Source organism: Streptomyces sp. NBC_00878, assembly GCF_026341515.1.
Lineage (GTDB): Bacteria > Actinomycetota > Actinomycetes > Streptomycetales > Streptomycetaceae > Streptomyces.
In genome coordinates, this window is record NZ_JAPEOK010000001.1 from 8,198,392 (window position 1) to 8,216,107 (window position 17,716).

At 70.4% G+C, this 17,716-nt stretch carries 15 protein-coding genes; 11 read left to right on the forward strand and 4 right to left on the reverse strand.

From position 1 onward, the window contains the following. The first annotated feature begins 194 nt into the window (after positions 1 to 194). Complete coding sequence (locus OHA11_RS35545) at positions 195 to 1,268, forward strand: serine hydrolase (RefSeq protein WP_266503322.1); 1,074 nt, start codon at positions 195 to 197, stop codon at positions 1,266 to 1,268. Here OHA11_RS35545 and OHA11_RS35550 read toward each other — a convergent pair. Next, a complete protein-coding gene (locus OHA11_RS35550; RefSeq protein ID WP_266503324.1) occupies positions 1,189 to 2,043 on the reverse strand; it encodes a DUF4184 family protein in 855 nt (284 codons plus the stop codon). The genes OHA11_RS35545 and OHA11_RS35550 overlap by 80 nt on opposite strands. A gap of 360 nt (positions 2,044 to 2,403) precedes the next feature. Here OHA11_RS35550 and OHA11_RS35555 point away from each other — a divergent pair, with 360 nt between their 5' ends. From OHA11_RS35555 to OHA11_RS35565, 3 genes are all read left to right on the forward strand, one after another. Beyond that, a complete protein-coding gene (locus OHA11_RS35555; RefSeq protein WP_266503326.1) occupies positions 2,404 to 4,110 on the forward strand; it encodes a lytic transglycosylase domain-containing protein in 1,707 nt (568 codons plus the stop codon). Positions 4,111 to 4,263: 153 nt separating this feature from the next. Next, complete coding sequence (locus OHA11_RS35560; RefSeq protein ID WP_266503328.1) at positions 4,264 to 4,398, forward strand: SPW_0924 family protein; 135 nt, start codon at positions 4,264 to 4,266, stop codon at positions 4,396 to 4,398. 61 nt (positions 4,399 to 4,459) lie between these two features. Further along, positions 4,460 to 5,452: a DUF3068 domain-containing protein gene (locus OHA11_RS35565; protein WP_266503330.1), complete on the forward strand. Its 993-nt coding sequence runs from the start codon at positions 4,460 to 4,462 to the stop codon at positions 5,450 to 5,452. 51 nt (positions 5,453 to 5,503) lie between these two features. Here OHA11_RS35565 and hrpB read toward each other — a convergent pair whose 3' ends face one another. Both hrpB and OHA11_RS35575 read right to left on the reverse strand, forming a co-directional pair. Further along, positions 5,504 to 8,095: an ATP-dependent helicase HrpB gene (gene hrpB, locus OHA11_RS35570; protein ID WP_266503332.1), complete on the reverse strand. Its 2,592-nt coding sequence runs from the start codon at positions 8,093 to 8,095 to the stop codon at positions 5,504 to 5,506. Between the two features lie 4 nt (positions 8,096 to 8,099). Continuing rightward, a complete protein-coding gene (locus tag OHA11_RS35575) occupies positions 8,100 to 8,972 on the reverse strand; it encodes a class I SAM-dependent methyltransferase (RefSeq protein WP_266507676.1) in 873 nt (290 codons plus the stop codon). A 390-nt stretch (positions 8,973 to 9,362) separates the two neighbouring features. Between OHA11_RS35575 and rpsA the strand changes: the two genes are divergently transcribed. The 5 genes from rpsA to OHA11_RS35600 all read left to right on the forward strand — a co-directional run bounded on the left by rpsA (position 9,363) and on the right by OHA11_RS35600 (position 15,134). Beyond that, positions 9,363 to 10,874, forward strand: a complete 1,512-nt coding sequence (gene rpsA, locus OHA11_RS35580; protein WP_266503337.1) for a 30S ribosomal protein S1 — start codon at positions 9,363 to 9,365, stop codon at positions 10,872 to 10,874. 412 nt (positions 10,875 to 11,286) lie between these two features. Next, positions 11,287 to 12,813, forward strand: coding sequence for an FAD-dependent oxidoreductase (locus OHA11_RS35585; protein ID WP_266507677.1), 1,527 nt, complete (start codon positions 11,287 to 11,289; stop codon positions 12,811 to 12,813). A 178-nt stretch (positions 12,814 to 12,991) separates the two neighbouring features. Next, positions 12,992 to 13,930 carry a PAC2 family protein gene (locus OHA11_RS35590; protein WP_266503339.1) on the forward strand — a complete coding sequence of 313 codons (939 nt, stop codon included), beginning with the start codon at positions 12,992 to 12,994 and terminating at the stop codon, positions 13,928 to 13,930. Positions 13,931 to 14,095: 165 nt separating this feature from the next. Continuing rightward, on the forward strand, positions 14,096 to 14,704 hold the full coding sequence (gene coaE / locus OHA11_RS35595) for a dephospho-CoA kinase (protein WP_266503341.1): 609 nt from the start codon (positions 14,096 to 14,098) through the stop codon (positions 14,702 to 14,704). Between the two features lie 49 nt (positions 14,705 to 14,753). Continuing rightward, complete coding sequence (locus OHA11_RS35600) at positions 14,754 to 15,134, forward strand: tetratricopeptide repeat protein (protein ID WP_266503343.1); 381 nt, start codon at positions 14,754 to 14,756, stop codon at positions 15,132 to 15,134. Between the two features lie 188 nt (positions 15,135 to 15,322). Here OHA11_RS35600 and OHA11_RS35605 read toward each other — a convergent pair whose 3' ends face one another. Further along, positions 15,323 to 15,586, reverse strand: a complete 264-nt coding sequence (locus OHA11_RS35605; protein ID WP_266503345.1) for a DUF6343 family protein — start codon at positions 15,584 to 15,586, stop codon at positions 15,323 to 15,325. A gap of 77 nt (positions 15,587 to 15,663) precedes the next feature. Between OHA11_RS35605 and OHA11_RS35610 the strand changes: the two genes are divergently transcribed. Together OHA11_RS35610 and OHA11_RS35615 are read left to right on the forward strand one after the other, a co-directional pair. Continuing rightward, complete coding sequence (locus OHA11_RS35610; protein WP_266503347.1) at positions 15,664 to 16,659, forward strand: acyltransferase domain-containing protein; 996 nt, start codon at positions 15,664 to 15,666, stop codon at positions 16,657 to 16,659. A 238-nt stretch (positions 16,660 to 16,897) separates the two neighbouring features. Further along, positions 16,898 to 17,587 (forward strand): bifunctional 2-polyprenyl-6-hydroxyphenol methylase/3-demethylubiquinol 3-O-methyltransferase UbiG, encoded by a 690-nt coding sequence (locus OHA11_RS35615; protein ID WP_266503350.1) that lies wholly within the window; start codon positions 16,898 to 16,900, stop codon positions 17,585 to 17,587. The last annotated feature ends 129 nt before the right edge of the window (positions 17,588 to 17,716 follow it).

Genomic DNA, 17,716 nt, shown 5'->3' on the forward strand with positions numbered 1-17,716 from the left:
CACATCCGGCCCGCACCCAACACACAACCCCCGACACCCACCGCCCTCCTCCCAACCCCCGGAGGCCCCGTCACCCACGTGGCCCCCGACCACAAGCCCCCGGCAGAGCACCCCGCAAGGATGCGGGCATGGGTCCTCACATACGACACGTGCGACATGTACGGCACGCACAGCACATACGGCACATACGCCGCGTGCGGTACGCACGCCACTGCCGCACCGCCCTCGTCGCAGCCCTCGCCTCCGTGCTCCTCGTGCCGGTCCCCGCCGTCTCGGCCGCCGCGGCCAGCCCCAGAATCCCGGCCGGCGCCACCACCAGACGCGTCCCGGCCGACGCCGTCGAGTGGACCGACTGGACCGACCGGCACCCACGGTCGGGTGACAGGGACCGCCACGCCCCCTCGGCAGCCGCCGGCTCCGTCACCTGCCACGCCCCCCACGCTCCCGCCCTGGCGTCCCGGCTGTCCCGCGACATCAAGGCGGCCCTGTCGAAAAGGCGCGGCACGGTCTCCCTGGCGGTGTACGACGACCGCGGGGTCACCTGTACACGCGCCGGCACGCTGCGGTACGACTCGGCGAGCGTCGTCAAGGTGCTGATCATGGAGGGACTGCTCCGCCGCGCCGAGGAACTGGGCCGCCGGCTCACCCCGTGGGAAGCGGCGAACGTACGCCCCATGATCGTCAGATCCGACAACGGCTCGGCCGTGCGCCTGTGGGCCGCCCTGGGCCGCGGCTACCTGAACACCTTCCTCACTCGCGCCCGCACCCGAGCCACCGTCCTGGGCCCGGGCGGCTACTGGGGCCTCACCCGCACCACGGCGACCGACCAGATGCGCCTGCTGGGCGTACTGACGAACGCCGGTTCGTTCCTCCGCACTCGCGCGTCCGGCCTGAAGCTGCTCGCCGAGGTACGTGCGGATCAGCGGTGGGGCGTCCCCGCGGGCATGCCGAGGGGCCTGAAGGCCCATGTCAAGAACGGCTGGCTGCCCAGAGCCACCCACGGCTGGCGTGTCCACAGCATCGGCGCCTTCACCGGCGAGCGCCGCACGTACCGCATCGTCGTCCTGTCCCACGACAATCCCACGATGGCGTACGGCGTGCGCACCATCGAGCGCATCGCCCAGGCCGTCCACCGCGGCCTCAATCCGGGCCGCGGCATAGGCCGGGACCTCACCCCGGAGACCGAGATCAGCGAGGAGCCGGACGGCTCGGCTCCGTACGAACCGCTGCCGGGCTGGGACGGGCCGGAGCCGGACGCCACAGCCTGACCGCAACGCCGTACGCCGCCAGACCGACGGCGAGCCCCGCCCCCGCTCCGAAGCACACGGTGGGAATCAGCTCCCAGGGCTTCGCGCTCGACCCCCAGTACTCCCACCACCGCATCGCCCGCCGCACCGCCGCGACCGTCGCGCAGCCACCGATCACGGCCGCCGCGAGCCACCGGTCCCGTACGGACAGCACCGGCACCCCCACGGGCTCCGTGTCGTGCTGCCGCCGCAGGGCGACCACCACGAAGGCCGCGATGACCACCGCGGCGACCGCCGAACCGCCGTACTGCAGATACCAGTAGAGCGGCGAGCCCGCGATGTCCCGTCCGAGGACGGGGAAGAGCCGCATGCCCCACCGGTCGAGATGCGTGAACGCGTCCCACACGACATGCGTCAACGCGCCGAGCACCGCGGACACGTACCACCACACGGCGAGCGAAGTCCGGAGGCGGGCGCGCGGCGCACCGCAGCGCAGGAGGGCCCCGATCCGCCCCCGCCGGCCCCGCGGCAGCAGGGCCACCAGCGGCTCGCGCAGCACCAGCCAGGCGCCCACGAGTGCCCAGGCGACCAGGACATCGACCGTGAACACCCCGGTGAACGAGTGCGTGAAGTCGCCGAACTCCATTGCCTCCGGCAGCACACTCGCCGCGTAATAGGTCATGTCGGGCGCGAACGAACCGGCCACGAGCAGGGCCGGAACCAGTCGGCCGCGTCCGGTCCCGTCGGTGCGCACGGCAGGCAGGACGGCCGCGGCATGGCTGAGAGTGAACGGCAACTGGGCTCCTCGCGAACGACGTTGACCGCGCGCGACGGCCCGGTGATCCTTGGACGGTCCTGGGAACTGTCGTGCAACGGTCCTGGGAACTGTCGTGGACACCGACTTGGGACCGGTCCCGGCGATCCCCTGATCAACAACGCTCAGTATGCGGTGAGCGGTTCCCGTCGATTCCGCATGAGCCCAAGGCGCCGGGGCAGGAGAAACGGGATATGGCCAACCGGTGAAAAACGGGCACGAACGGGTGTCTGCGCGACGGAAGTTGTCGTAGTGTCGCCTGGGTCGCCGTGCGGGGGAGTGCGGCCGGACAACACAAGAACGCGCGAAGCGCGGGGGATCGTCCACGGGAGGGGTTACGCAATGGCGGCGCAATTCGGCAGGCGGGTTGTCAAGGGGGCTGCGACCACCGCTGTGGCCGCGGTCGCGGTCGCCGCCCTGTCCGCGTCCCAGGCCCCGGGCGTGACCGACACCTCGAAGGGCAGACAGAGCGCCGGTTCCACGCCCTCGCCCGACGCGGACGCCGACAAGAGCGCCACCGGCAACTCGCCGTACTACACGGACCTCCCGCCGCTCAACAGCCCGACCCCGTCGCCCAGTACGGGCACCGGAACGCCGACCGGCACGGGCGAAGCCGAGGCGGGCATACCCGCGACCGTCCTCGACGCCTACAAGAAGGCCGAGGCGTCGCTGGGCGACTCCAAGCCCGGCTGCAACCTGCCCTGGGAACTCCTCGCCGCCATCGGCAAGGTCGAGTCCGGCCAGGCCCGCGGCGGCCGCGTGAACGCCAACGGCACCACGATCACCCCGATCCTCGGCCCGGTCCTCAACGGCAACGGCTTCGCGAACATCACCGACACCGACGGCGGCGCGTACGACGGGGACACCGCCCACGACCGGGCCGTCGGCCCCATGCAGTTCATCCCCTCCACCTGGGCGTGGTCGGGCCGCGACGGCAACGGCGACGGCAAGAAGGACCCCAACAACATCTACGACGCGGCCCTCGCGGCCGGCCACTACCTGTGCCGGTACAACTGGGACCTCTCCGACCAGGCCGACCTCAGGCGCGCGATCCTCAGCTACAACAACTCGACGGACTACCTGAACACGGTCCTGTCGTGGCTGGAGTACTACCGCAAGGGCACCCACGAGGTTCCGGACGGCACGGGCACGCTGCCCTCCGGCCGCAGCGACGACAACGCCGGGTCGAGCCCCTCCCCGACGCCGACCCCGCCGAGCACGAGGCCGGGCTCCCCGACACCGGGCGGCGGCTCCACGAGCCCGACCCCGAAGCCGCCCACCACGACCCCGCCGCCGAGCACGCCGCCGACGTCCCCGAGCCCCACGCCCACCGACACGGTGGACCACCTGGAGGACGCGGGCACCGCCAAGCTCACCGCGACCGCGGGCGACGCCTTCGCCGAGAAGATAGCCACCCGCACCGAGACCCGGGCCGGCACGGCCGTCGCGAAGGTCCGGGTCCGGTTCACGATCGTCGGCGACACCGACGCCGCCTTCACCGGCGGCGAGAGCGTCGCGACGGTCGTCACCAACAGCGCGGGCGTGGCCACCGCGCCCGCGCTCCAGGCCGGCGAGAAGACGGGTGACTTCACGGTCCGCGCCACCGTCGTGGGCCGCGCGGTCTCCGGCCTCGACTACGCGGCGACGGTCACCGCCCGCCAGGCCGACGCCCTCGCCCGGACCAGTGACACCGCGCTGACCTGCGTCGCGGGCAGCGAGTTCGCGGACCAGGTCGAGATCAAGGCCACCTACAAGGGCGCCGCCGCGGACGGCGTCGCGGCCACTGCCACGCTCATCAAGGCGGCGGACGACGCGACCGCGAACGACAAGGGCCCCTACTTCAAGGACGCGGACGGCAAGACCGTACGGACCCTCGCGGGCCTCAAGACGGACGCGAACGGTCTCTTGAAGCTGCCGAAGCTGTACGCGGACGACACGGCCGGCACGTTCCTGCTCCGCATCAACACCACCGGCGGCGCCACGCTGACGGTCGAGCTGACGGTGACGGCGGCGGCAGCAACGGCCTCGCCGAGCCCCTCCGCCTCGTAGCCCCGTAGGCCTTCAGAACGACGGTGCCCTTCCAGCCGACCGGGCGGAAGGGCACCGTCGTTCTGTGTGTGCAACGTGTTCTCATCTCGCCCGCCCGTTGCTACGGTGCCCGACCTGACGATGTATCAGCTTCGCCGAGTCGGGAGGCCCCGCATGCGTGCCCTCATCGCCGCCGCGACCGGTCTCGCCGTCGCGCTCGCGCTCGTCCTCACGATCACGGCCATGGGCTCACCGGCGGGCAGGACGTCCCCCAAGCCGCTGCTCACCACCATCCCCAGCCACCCGTGACGCGCGCCTGTAGTGCACGCCCCACGACGTAGACCCCCAACGCACAGGGAGGGCCGCCGAGATGCGCCGCAAGGCCAGCCTGATCCTGCTCGCCCTCGCCGTGTTCTTCGCGGCGCTGTCCCCCCTGCTGCGCTGGTACGCCTTCCCGCGCCTGGCCAAGATCCCGGCCAATCAGTACCAGGACATGGTCCTGGAGGCGAAGGACGCGACCCTCCTCGACTACGGCACGATGAAGGCCAGGAAGGTGGACAAAGTCACCATCGTCCAGACTCTCAAGGGCAACGTCGAGGCCTCCGAGAAGATCGAGAAGACCGCGGGCCGCGACGTCGTCGTCTGGGACAGCCTCTCCTACGTCCAGGGCCCCGACGGCAAGATGGTCTCCAAGATCCCCGAGCGCTACATCTTCGACGCGCACACCCAGGAACCCGTCCACGCCACCGGCGAGATGGTCGACGGCGACCCGGTCGAACGCGAGGGCATCGAGTTCAAGTGGCCCTTCCTGACCGAGAAGCGCGCCTACGAGTACTTCGACGCACAGGCCCGTATCACCGCGCCCATCCACTACAAGGGCGAGCAGGACTTCCGGGGCGTAAACGTTTACTACTTCGAGCAGACCATCCCCTGGACCAAAGTGCCCTTCCCGAAGACCATGCCCGTCGAAGGCATCACTCCGGAGTCGGTCGCCAAGACGGGCACGACCCGCTGGTACACCACGGTCCGCAAGTTCTGGGTCGAACCCACCACCGGAGCGCCCGTCTACGGAGAAGAGATCCACAGGGAGGAACTGCGCGGCGGCACGCTCCTCGGGGACCGCGACAAGGTGACCGCCTTCTCCGGGCACGTGAAAATGCGCGAGGACTACATCCGCTCGACGGTCGACCTGGTCAAGTCCCAGCGGCTGCTCGTCCTGCTGATGACCTCGTACCTGCCGTGGGGCTTCCTGGCCCTGGGCATCGGACTGCTGTCGCTCTCCCTCTACCTGGAGGCCCGCAGCCGCCGCCCCGGCGACCCCTCACCGACGGAGACCCGCGAACCGGAACCGGTCGGCGCCTGAAGCAACGCCTCCAGGCGCCCCAGTCGCTCAGCTCGTCGCTAGGCCTGTCGCTCAGCGCTTGAGGCGCGCGTTCGTGTGCCGGGTCGGTTCGGCGGTCGCGGGGTCCTCGGGCCACGGATGCTTCGGATACCGGCCGCGCAACTCCGCCCGTACGCCCCGATAGCCGTCCCTCCAGAACGACACCAGGTCGGACGTCACGGCGGCCGGGCGGCCCGCGGGCGACAGCAGATGGACGACCACGGGCACCCCGGCGACGGCCGGCGACTCCCGCGCCCCGAACATCTCCTGCAACTTCACCGCCAGCACGGGCCGGTCGGGATCCGCGTAGTCGATCCGGATCCTGGACCCGCTCGGCACCTCGATCCGCTCCGGCGCCAACTCGTCGAACCGGGCCGCCTCCCCGGACGCCCACGGCAACAACCGGGCCAGCGCCTGCCCGGCATCGATCCGCCCCAGATCGGCCCGCCGCCGCGCCCGGCTCAACTCCGGCTCCAGCCACTCGTCCACGCGCGCGTGCAGGGCGTCGTCCGACACGTCGGGCCAAGGGTCGCCGACCTGCTGGTGCAGAAACCCGAGCCGCTGCCGCAGCACCTCGGCGTCCCGCGACCACCGCAACAGCGCCGGCCCTTCCTCCCTCAACCCCTCGACAAGCGCCTCCCGTACGAGCCCGGGCTCGATGTTCCGCAACGGCCGCACGGCCAGCTCCACCGCCCCCAGCCGCTCGACCCGCCGCGCCACGACGTCCCCGCCGGCCCAGCGCACCTCGTCGCCCTCGCCGTACAGGGCACCGGCCGCCTCGCGCGCGGCCCCTTCGTCGACCACGGCCCCGAGCCGCACGCGCGCGTGCCCCGCACCAACGGGCCGGTCGGCGACGGCGACAGCGATCCAGGGGGCGTCCCGCAACCCGCTCCCGTCACCCACCTCGGCCCGAGTGCCGGACACCATGAGATAGGAGCCCCCCTGCTTCCGGGCGACCCGCTCGGGAAAGGCGAGGGCGGCGACGAGACCGACGGCGTGATCGTCGGTGGCCTGCCGCGCCCCTTCAGGGGCGCGGGGAACTGCGCGACCAGCCAGAGACGGCCCGCAGGTATCAAACGGCACATCCCGCGGAGCGCTCGGCGCGGGCGCCGACGCGGCCCGCAGTCGCCGGACTTCCGTACGCCACCGCCCGGCGTAGGCGTCACCGCCGCGCCGGGCACCCCTCAACGCGGACGCAAGATCATCCCCGTACTCCCGCGGAGGCTCCTCGCTCAAGAGGGCGACCACTTCCGCGGCAAGCTCAGTACCCACGGAGTGCCCCGCGTCCAGCAGCGCCCGCCCGAGCCGCGGATGCAGCCCGAGCCGCGACATCCGTACGCCCCGCTCCGTCGGACGCCCGGCGGAACCCACCGCCCCGATGGCCTCCAGAACGCTCCGAGCGGCCGCCATGGCGCCTGTCGGGGGCGGATCCAGCAGTGCCAGCCCCGAAGCGTCAGGATCGCCCCAGCAGGCCGCCTGGAGGGCGAACGCCGTCAGGTCGGCCACCTTGATCTCCGGCGCCGGGAAACGCGGCAGACGCCCGTCCTCGGCCTCCGCCCAGCACCGGTACACCGCACCCGGGGCCTCGCGCCCGGCCCGCCCGGCCCGCTGCCGACCGGCCGCCTGCGAGGCCCGTACCGTCGTCAGCGCGCTCAGCCCGCGCGCGTGGTCGACGCGCGGCTCACGCGCGAGACCGGAGTCCACGACCACCCGCACGCCCGGCACCGTCAGCGACGACTCGGCCACCGACGTCGCGAGGACCACCCGGCGCCGCGCACCCCCGGACAGCACCGCGTCCTGCACAGCGGCCGGCGCCCGCCCGTGCACCTGAAGCACCTCGATGTCGCCGAACTCGCCGAACTCGCCGAACTCGCCGAGTTGTCCGGCGACCCGCGAAATCTCCCCGACGCCGGGGAGGAAGCACAGGACATCCCCGTCGCGCTCGGAAAGCGCCCGCCTCACCACCGACGCCACATGCGTCAGCAGCACCGGGTCGACCCGCATGCCGTGCGGCGGCCGCACCGGGCGAGCGGCCGGCGCCCAGAGCACCTCCACCGGATGGGAGACACCCTCCGCCGCGACCACCGGCACTTCGCCGAACAGCCGTGCCCACCCCTGCGCGTCGGTCGTCGCGGAGGCGGCCACCAGCCGCAACTCGGGGCGCAGCGCGGCCCGTACGTCCAGCAGGAACGCCGCCACGGTGTCGGCGTCCAGATGCCGTTCGTGGCACTCGTCGAGCACGACCACGTCGACGCCCGCCAGTTCCTGATCGCGCTGCAGCCGTTGCAACAGCACACCGGTCGTGACGACCTCCACGCGCGCGCGTGGCCCCACCACCCGCTCCCCGCGCACGGTGTACCCGACGCTCTCGCCGGTCTTCTCGCCCAGCAGCCACGCCATCCGCCGCGCCGCCGCCCGCGCGGCGATCCGCCGGGGCTCGGCGACGACGACACGGCGTACGGGCCCCTCGCCGACCAGACCGGCGAGCACGAGCGGCACCAGGGTCGTCTTGCCGGTGCCGGGCGGCGCGACGAGCACGGCGGCACCGTGCGCCTCCAGGGCGTCGCGCAGGCCGGGCAGTGTGGTGCGTACGGGAAGGAGGTCGAGCGCGTCGTAACGGATCACACGCTCAGTCTCTCCCCCAGCCTCCGGCCGGGGCTGCCCCCAACTCGCTTCGCTCGCACACGAAGATCGCCGACCCCGGGATGAGGTTTCCCCGAAGGGGCGACCAGCCGCCCCACTCCTGGGTGTTCCAGGCGGGCCACTCCGGCTCGACCAGGTCGACCAGCCGGAAACCGCCCGCCACCACGTCCCGGACACGGTCGCCGACCGTCCTGTGGTGCTCGACGTACACCGCGCGGCCCGCCTCGTCCTGCTCGACGTACGGCGTGCGGTCGAAGTACGAGGAGGCCACGCTCAGCCCCTCCGGGCCGGGCTCGTCGGGGAAGGCCCAGCGGATCGGGTGCGTGACGGAGAAGACGAACCGGCCGCCGGGCCGCAGCACCCGGCGCACCTCCCGCAGGACCGTCACGGGATCCGCGACGAACGGCAGCGCCCCGTACGCGGAGCACGCCAGGTCGAAGGAGGCGTCCGCGAACGGCAGTGCGCCGGCGTCCGCCTCCACGAGCCCCACCCCCTTGGCGCCGATCCGCAGGGCGTGCTGGAGCTGCCGGTGCGAGAGGTCCAGAGCGACCGGACGGGCCCCCTGGGCGGCCAGCCAGCGCGAGCACTGGGCGGCCCCCGCGCCGATCTCCAGGACGTCCTTTCCGGCCAGTTCCTCCATCGGTCCGAGCAACTCGGCCTCGATCTCGTCGAGGCCCTCGGGACCCCATACGAAACGGTCGTCGCCGAGAAACGTGCCGTGCTCGACCTGGTAATCGTCCGCGTTCCGGTCCCACCAGCCACGATTGGCGCGGGTGCTCTCGCCGGCCCCCGCATCGCGTCGTGTCGCCTCGGGCTCGAACTGTTCGGGCTCTTGGATGATCGGCTCCCTCGTATTAATCTGCGGGCTTCAATCTGCGGGCTCTTCCGGCAACCCGTCCCGTCGGCCGTCACGTACGGGGCGCCGCAGGGCCCACGTGGCCTCCTGAGACGGGTCTTGTGCCGGGTATGCGGCGTTCCGCCCCGGGTGTGCGCCTTCGCGCATTGACCCTGTCCGGCTGCCCCCGTATGCTACAAGTTGCGCTGCGGGCCTGCGCTCCTCAGACGTAGCAGGCTGCGCTCGCATCTGTTGTATGTCCCCTCGGTTTTCGAGGCGCCACCGGAATGTGTTCATCATCGAACACGGCCCGGATTCGGCGCTTCCTTGGCTGTCCGGCTTCTTCAGAGCGAAACGGGCTCCCGGCGTAAGCAGTACCTACGACTCACTGTCCGTACCGGAGCCCTTTCCCACATGACGAGCAGCACCGAGACCACCGCCACCACCCCGCAGGTTGCGGTCAACGACATCGGTAACGAGGAAGCCTTCCTCGCCGCGATCGACGAGACGATCAAGTACTTCAACGACGGCGACATCGTCGACGGCGTCATCGTGAAGGTCGACCGGGACGAGGTCCTGCTCGACATCGGTTACAAGACCGAAGGTGTCATCCCGAGCCGCGAGCTCTCGATCAAGCACGACGTCGACCCCAATGAGGTCGTCGCCGTCGGTGACGAGATCGAAGCCCTTGTTCTCCAGAAGGAGGACAAGGAAGGCCGCCTGATCCTCTCGAAGAAGCGCGCCCAGTACGAGCGCGCCTGGGGCACCATCGAGAAGATCAAGGAAGAGGACGGCATCGTCACCGGTACCGTCATCGAGGTCGTCAAGGGTGGTCTCATCCTCGACATCGGCCTCCGTGGCTTCCTGCCGGCCTCCCTCGTCGAGATGCGCCGTGTCCGCGACCTCCAGCCCTACGTGGGCAAGGAGCTCGAGGCGAAGATCATCGAGCTGGACAAGAACCGCAACAACGTGGTCCTGTCCCGCCGTGCCTGGCTCGAGCAGACCCAGTCCGAGGTTCGCCAGACGTTCCTCACCACCCTGCAGAAGGGTCAGGTCCGCTCCGGCGTCGTCTCCTCGATCGTCAACTTCGGTGCGTTCGTGGACCTGGGTGGCGTCGACGGTCTGGTCCACGTCTCCGAGCTTTCCTGGAAGCACATCGACCACCCCTCCGAGGTTGTCGAGGTCGGCCAGGAAGTCACCGTCGAGGTTCTCGACGTCGACATGGACCGCGAGCGTGTCTCCCTGTCGCTGAAGGCGACCCAGGAAGACCCGTGGCAGCAGTTCGCCCGTACGCACCAGATCGGCCAGGTCGTGCCCGGCAAGGTCACGAAGCTGGTTCCGTTCGGCGCGTTCGTCCGCGTGGACGAGGGCATCGAGGGTCTGGTCCACATCTCCGAGCTGGCCGAGCGCCACGTGGAGATCCCGGAGCAGGTCGTCCAGGTCAACGACGAGATCTTCGTCAAGGTCATCGACATCGACCTCGAGCGTCGCCGGATCTCGCTGTCCCTGAAGCAGGCCAACGAGTCCTTCGGTGCCGACCCGGCCTCGGTGGAGTTCGACCCGACGCTGTACGGCATGGCCGCGTCGTACGACGACCAGGGCAACTACATCTACCCCGAGGGCTTCGACCCCGAGACCAACGACTGGCTCGAGGGTTACGAGTCCCAGCGCGAGGTGTGGGAGAACCAGTACGCCGAGGCGCAGACGCGCTTCGAGCAGCACCAGGCGCAGGTCATCAAGTCCCGCGAGGCGGACGCCCAGGCCGAGGCCGAGGGTGTCACCACCCCGGGTGCGGCTCCGGCCGCCTCCGGTGGCAGTGGCGGCGGCGGTTCGTACTCCTCGGAGTCGGACGACAACTCCGGCGCCCTGGCGTCGGACGAGGCGCTGGCCGCCCTCCGCGAGAAGCTGGCCGGAGGCCAGAGCTGATCGCTCACCTCTAGGCAGTAGCTAGCTGGTGACTGCGGGCCCGCACCCTTCTGGGTGCGGGCCCGCAGTGCGTCTACCTCGACAGGGCGCAGGCTCTGTCGTGCCTCGGCCTCGTGCCTGATGCGCGGTGCCTGGTGCCTGGTGCCTGATGCGCGGTGCGCGGTGCGTTGTGTCCGGTGTCCGCAGTCGAGGCGTTCTGGCGGCCGAGGCATTCCTTCGGCCGGAAGCTCGCGGTTGCAGAAACTTGCGGGATACACGAATAACTGATGGGCCGTAACCGGCCATTGGGAGGCTTCCTCGGTCGTTCAAGATCGAGAAAGCGAGCCCCGTCATGGCACAGCCTCAGAGCGGTCCTGGTACGAGTCGGCGTTCGTTCCTGCGCAAGGTGGGCCTCACCGGCGGCGCGGGCACGATGTTCGCCACCATGGGAGCGCTCGGTCTCGCCCCCACGGCCCAGGCCGCCCAGCGTGAACAGCCCTTCCACGCCCCGAAGCCGAGCGACTTCACACTCACCGGACGCGGCGCGGCCAAGGTGGTGGTCGTCGGCGGCGGCATCGCCGGCCTCACGACCGCGTACGAACTCGGCAAGGCGGGCTACGACTGTACGGTCCTGGAGGCCAGGGACCGCACCGGTGGCCGCAACTTCACGGTGCGGGGCGGCGACACCACCACCGACCTGTACGGCAACCGGCAGACGGCCCGCTTCGGCGACGGGCAGTACATGAACGCGGGCCCGGCCCGGCTGCCCCAGTGGATGGTCACCCTCGACTACTGCCGCGAACTCGGCGTCCCGGTCGAGGTGTTCACCAACGTCAACGCGGACGCGTACCTCTTCAACGAGTCGGCCGGGATGACCGAGCCGATGCGGTACCGCACGGCGAAGGCCGATGTCTACGGGTACGTCTCGGAGTTGCTCGCCAAGGCCAGCGACAAGGGGGCGCTCGACGCGGAGTTGACCGCCACCGACCGGGAGAGGCTCGTCGAGTTCCTCAAGGACTTCGGCGAGCTGGGAGACACGCTGGACTACACGGGCGGCGAGCGCCGCGGATACGACGTCGTCCCCGCGGCCGCGGGCACCCCCGGTGTGCTCCTCGGCGATGTCCCGTCCGCCTCCGAGGTGTTCGCGAGCGGCGTCGGCCGCTACTTCTCCTTCGAGTTCGGCTTCGACCAGGCGATGCTGATGTTCCAGCCGGTTGGCGGCATGGACCGGATACCGCGCGCCCTGACGAGGGCGATCGGGGGCCATCGCATACGCACTGGGGCCGTCGTTTCGAAAATCACCGACAAGGGGAGCGGCGTCACCGTCACGTACACCCAGGGCGGCCGGACCAGGAGCATCGACGCCGACTACTGCGTAGGCGCGCTGCCGCCCAACATCCTCGCCAAGATCCCGCACAACCTCGGCTCGGGAGTACAGACCGCGCTGGAGGCCATCACCCCGTCGTCCGCGGGCAAGATCGGCCTGGAGTACCGCTCCCGCTGGTGGGAGCTCGACCACCGGATCTACGGCGGCATCACCGAGACCGACCAGGACGTCACCCACATCTGGCACCCGTCCCACGGCTTCCACGGCGAGCGCGGCGTCATGATCGGCTACTACAACTACGACGCCGACGCGGACATGTACGCGAAGCTCACGCCCAGGGAGCGAGAGACGCGTGCGGTCGCCGCGGGAGTGAAGATCTACGGGCCGAAGTACCGCACCGAACTGGCGTCCTCCTTCTCTCATCACTGGCGCCAGACACCCCACCTGGAGGCCGCCTGGCACGACACCCCCGACGGCCCCGACCACGCCCGCTACAAGCCGCTCAACGAGCCCACGGGGCGCGTCTACTTCGCCGGCGACTGGCTCAGCTACACGGACGCCTGGCAGCACGGTGCGTTCACGTCCGCCCGCAAGGCCGTCACCGCGCTCCACGCGCGCGTGCTCGCGTCCTAGCGCCGTCATGCCAGCACGGTCATGGCAGCGCTGTCGTTGCTGCGCTGCCAAGGCCAGGCCATTGCGTGGTCGCGGCGCATGAGAAGCCGGTAAAAGGGGGCAGCGAAGGGGCGCGAGCGGGGAATGCTCGTGTCCCGGTCCGCGTTGTGCAGTACGAACACGAGGAGGAGCGGTCACTGTGCTTGATCCGCAGGGTTTGTACGCATGGGAGCCGAAGGGCCTGGCTGTCGTCGACATGGCGCTCGCCCAGGAGTCGGCCGGTCTTGTCATGCTCTACCACTTCGACGGATACATCGACGCGGGCGAGACCGGCGACCAGATCGTCGACCGGCTGCTCGACTCGCTGCCCCACCAGGTCGTGGCCCGCTTCGACCACGACCGGCTCGTGGACTACCGGGCCAGGCGCCCGCTCCTGACGTTCAGAAGCGACCGCTGGGCCGACTACGAGGAGCCCACGCTGGACGTGCGGCTCGTCCAGGACGCCACCGGCGCGCCCTTCCTGCTCCTGTCCGGTCCCGAGCCGGACGTCGAGTGGGAGCGCTTCGCCGCGGCCGTCCAGCAGATCGTGGAGCGCCTCGGCGTGCGCCTGTCCGTGAACTTCCACGGCATCCCCATGGGAGTGCCGCACACGCGCCCCGTGGGCCTCACCCCGCACGGCAACCGCACGGATCTCGTCCCGGGCCACCGCAGCCCCTTCGACGAGGCGCAGGTCCCCGGCAGCGCCGAGTCGCTGGTGGAGTACCGCCTCATGCAGGCCGGACACGACATCCTGGGCGTCGCCGCGCACGTGCCGCACTACATCGCCCGCTCTCCGTATCCGGACGCCGCGCTGACCGTCATGGAGGCGATCACGGCGGCCACCGGGCTGGTCCTGCCCGGAATCGCGCACGGTCTGCGCACCGAGGCGCACCGTACCCAGACCGAGATCGACCGGCAGATCCAGGAGGGCGACGAGGAACTCGTCGCGCTCGTCCAGGGACTTGAGCACCAGTACGACGCCGCCGCGGGCGCCGAGACGCGGGGCAACATGCTGGCCGAACCGGTCGACATCCCGTCTGCGGACGAGATCGGGCTCGAATTCGAGCGGTTCCTCGCGGAGCGGGAGGGCGACGCGTAGGCGCTTCGCTGGAGGGTTCTTATTCTGCCTGCGGGCGCGTGGTGGCTGGGCGCGCCCACGCGGCGGAGCCGCATATGGACACAGCCCCGCGCCCCTTTGGGGCGCCGCTGGATCTGTCGGAGCCCCCTCGGGGCGTTGTCGGTGGTGGGGCCTAAGCTCGTGAGCATGGTGAAGGTTGGTCTGACCGGTGGGATCGGTGCCGGTAAGAGTGAGGTGTCGCGGCTGCTCGTGGAGCACGGTGCCGTGCTGATCGACGCCGACAGGATCGCGCGGGAGGTCGTCGCGCCGGGAACTCCGGGGCTCGCGGCGGTGGTTGATGCCTTCGGTAAGGAGGTACTCGCCGAGGACGGCAGCCTGGACCGGCCGAAGCTCGGCTCGATCGTCTTCGCGGACGCGGAGAAGCTCGCCGTGCTCAACTCGATCGTGCACCCCTTGGTGGGCGTCCGTTCTCGCGAGCTCGAAGAGGCCGCCGCGGAGGACTCCGTGGTCGTGCACGACGTCCCCTTGCTCGCCGAGAACGGCCTGGCTCGGCTCTACGACCTCGTGATCGTCGTCGACGCGAGCCCCGAGACCCAGCTTGACCGCCTCGTCCGGCTGCGCGGTATGACCGAGGCGGACGCCCGGGCCCGTATGGCCGCCCAGGCCACGCGCGACAAGCGCCTGGAGATCGCGGACGTCGTCATCGACAACGACGTACCACTGGAAGCGCTGGAGCGGCGCGTGCGGGACGTGTGGGCGGATCTTGTCCGCCGGGCCCGGACGACCTTGGAATAGGGGGCCCTTCGGGGGCGTTGATTGCGTGCAGTGAGGGAAGGACTCTGCCGTGCCCGAGAGCAGCGGATTCGCCGGACGTACTCCGGAGACGCATGTCATCGACTTCCGTGCCGCCGAGCAGTTGCTGGCCGCGCGGGATCCGCGCGGCGCGGTGAAGCTGCTCGACGGAGTCATCGCCGCGCATCCGGAGAACACCGCGGCCCGGCTGATGCGCGCCCGTGCCTTCTTCGCGGCGGCGCAACTGCGGCCGGCCGAGCTGGAGTTCACCATCGTGCTGGAGCGCGAGCCGGACAACGCGTTCGCGCACTTCGCGCTGGCCCGCACCTACGAGCGCTCCGGCCGCCCTGACCAGGCCATACGCCACTTCAGGCTCGCGGCGGCGCTGGACCCGCAGCCCGAGTACCTGGCCGCGGCGCGGTTCGACTCCTGAGGCGTGGTTCGATTCGTGAGGCGCGGTTCGAGTGCTGAGCCACGGTTCGATTCCTGCGGCACGGTTCGACTGCTGATCCGAGCCGAGTAGATGTCCGAGCCTGTGCGTCGCACTGCTGGCCCGAGGCTGTTGATTCCGGGCGGCCCGCGGGGATCGCTGAGGAGCGCGCTCCATACGCGGTGTTCCGGCTATACGCGGTGTTCCGGCGGCCGGTACGGCGGGATGTCGGGTCCCGGCTGGTAGTGGGGTCCCTGGCGGATGTGCCTGAGGACCATCGACAGATCGACGGTGACGATCAGCCACAACACCCCGCAGGCGATGGCCCAGCCCGGCCGCCCGGCGAGGGCGAACGCGACCGTCCCCGCGAGCGCCCAGACGAGCCCCCACACACTGAGCCACAGGCGCGCTCGAAGCGCACTGCGCGCAGTTGTCGGTTCACTGCCTGTACGCATGGGGACCACTACTCCTACGGGAAAACGTACTCTTCGTGGTGCACGTTCACCAAAAGGCGGACTAACGGGGAGCGGCTGTGCTGGTGGAGGAGCTGCGGGCGGACGAGAAGCTCGCCGGATGGCTGAAGGACCTGGAGAGCGAGGGCGGGCCCGTCGGTCCACGGGCGGAGGCCGTCCTGCCGGACGCGGTCGCGCTGCCGGACGTCCTGCTCGACCTGTCCGTGCCGCACGAGTACGTCAACGAACTCGTCGGGCTGCGCGACCGGCTGGTGGCGGATCCGGACGCGATGACGCTGCTCCGGCGGTGCGTCGACCGGTTCGTACGTGACATGGGGGAGATCGGCAAAGGGTGGGAGCCGCCGGTGTTCCCGGAGTCCACCGGAGCGCTGGGCCGCACCTTTCATGTGTTCGTCTTCGTCGCCGCGCTGCCGTATGTGCGCGCCTACCACCTGCAGCGGGGCATCCCCGCGGACGTGTCCCGGCGCACCCTCGCCGACCTGGGCCGGCACATGGCCGTGCACAGGCGACGGGTCGGCACCGGCGGGCTGCTGGTGCCCTGGTGGATCTCACTGCACTTCCACGGGGAGCTGTACCAGCTGGGACGGCTGCAGTTCCAGCGTGCGCGGCTCGGCGGGCACACGGCACAGGCGGCCTCGGCCGCGGGCGTCGACACCGGCTCCGGTGACCTCTGTCTGAGCGTGCACATCGCCGACTTCCGCGGACCCCTGTCGCCGGAGGCCTGCGACCAGTCGCTTGACCTGGCACGGGAGTTCTTCGCCCGCCACTACCCGGACGAGCGCTACGCGGTGGGGGTCTGCCACTCCTGGCTGCTCGACCCGCAGTTGAAGCGGTACCTTCCGGCGGACTCCAACATCGTGCGCTTTCAGGAGCGGTTTCAGGTCGCGCACGAGGAGACGAAGGTGGACGACAGAAGCCCTGTCGGGTTCGTCTTCGGCGACCCCGAGCTGCCGGTCGAGGGGTTGCCGCGGCGCACCAGGGTCGAGCGTGCGGTCGGGGACCATCTGCGGGCGGGCGGTCACTGGTACGGGGGTCATGGATGGTTCGCTTGGTGACCGGAAGCACTGGGAAGTGCTGGGAAGCACTGGGAAGTGCTGGGAAGTGCTGGGAAGTGCTGAGAAGTGAGGCGAAGCCCTGGGAAGCGCTTTGACCAGCTCACGCCGTGAACGGTCATTGATGTCCGGCTCGTCCCGGACGAGTACCGGCCGCTTGTTGCCATTTCGCACTGTCACTCGAACGGGTGGTGTGGGCGGAGGCGGGAACGGGGCGGAGGGCACGGGCCGTTGGGCGGGTATGACGATCGAGATGCGTGAGGGATACGAGGGAACGGGGCCCGGCGCCATCACGCCGGACGGCTGCGCGGTGGAGTTCTACTCGCGGCTGCTCATCCGGGACGAGCCGGACATCATCGCCGGGGCCGTGCCGGCGGGGGCGCACATTCTTGAACTGGGCAGCGGCGTGGGGCGTGTTACTCACCCGCTCCTGGAGCGGGGCTTCACGGTGACGGCCGTGGACGAGTCGGCCGAGATGCTGGAGCGGGTGCGTGGGGAGCGCACGATATGCAGCCCCATCGAGACGCTCGACCTGGCGGGGGAGAAGTTCGACGTGGTGATGCTCGCGTCGTTCCTCGTGCACAACGGAGACGTCGAGGTGCGGCGCGGGATCCTCGACGCCTGCCGGAGGCATGTCGCGGACGACGGGTGCGTGCTGATCCAGCGCGAGGGGGAGGACTACCACACCAATCTGCCGCGCGAGCGGGAGGATCCGAGCGGGTGCACGGTGCGGATGTCGGCGGAGCCGGCCGGGGACGGGGTCAACTCGGTGCGGGCGGAGTATGTGTTCCCGGACGCGGTGTGGACGCAGACGTTCCTCTCCCGGCCGCTGACGAAGGAGGAGTTCGAGGAGGCGCTGGGGGAGTCGGGGCTGAAGGTCGACCGGTATCTGACGGAGGACCGGGTGTGGGTGCGGGTGGTGCCGACGTGATGGTCTGACGTGATGGTCTGGAGAGGGCGCACTCCCGGTACAGGGCAATGAAAACTGCCCGGTGCCGGACAACGAGACTCCCCGTGCAGGGCTGCGGATTCTTTGGGCGGCGATGAGTTTCGGATGGTG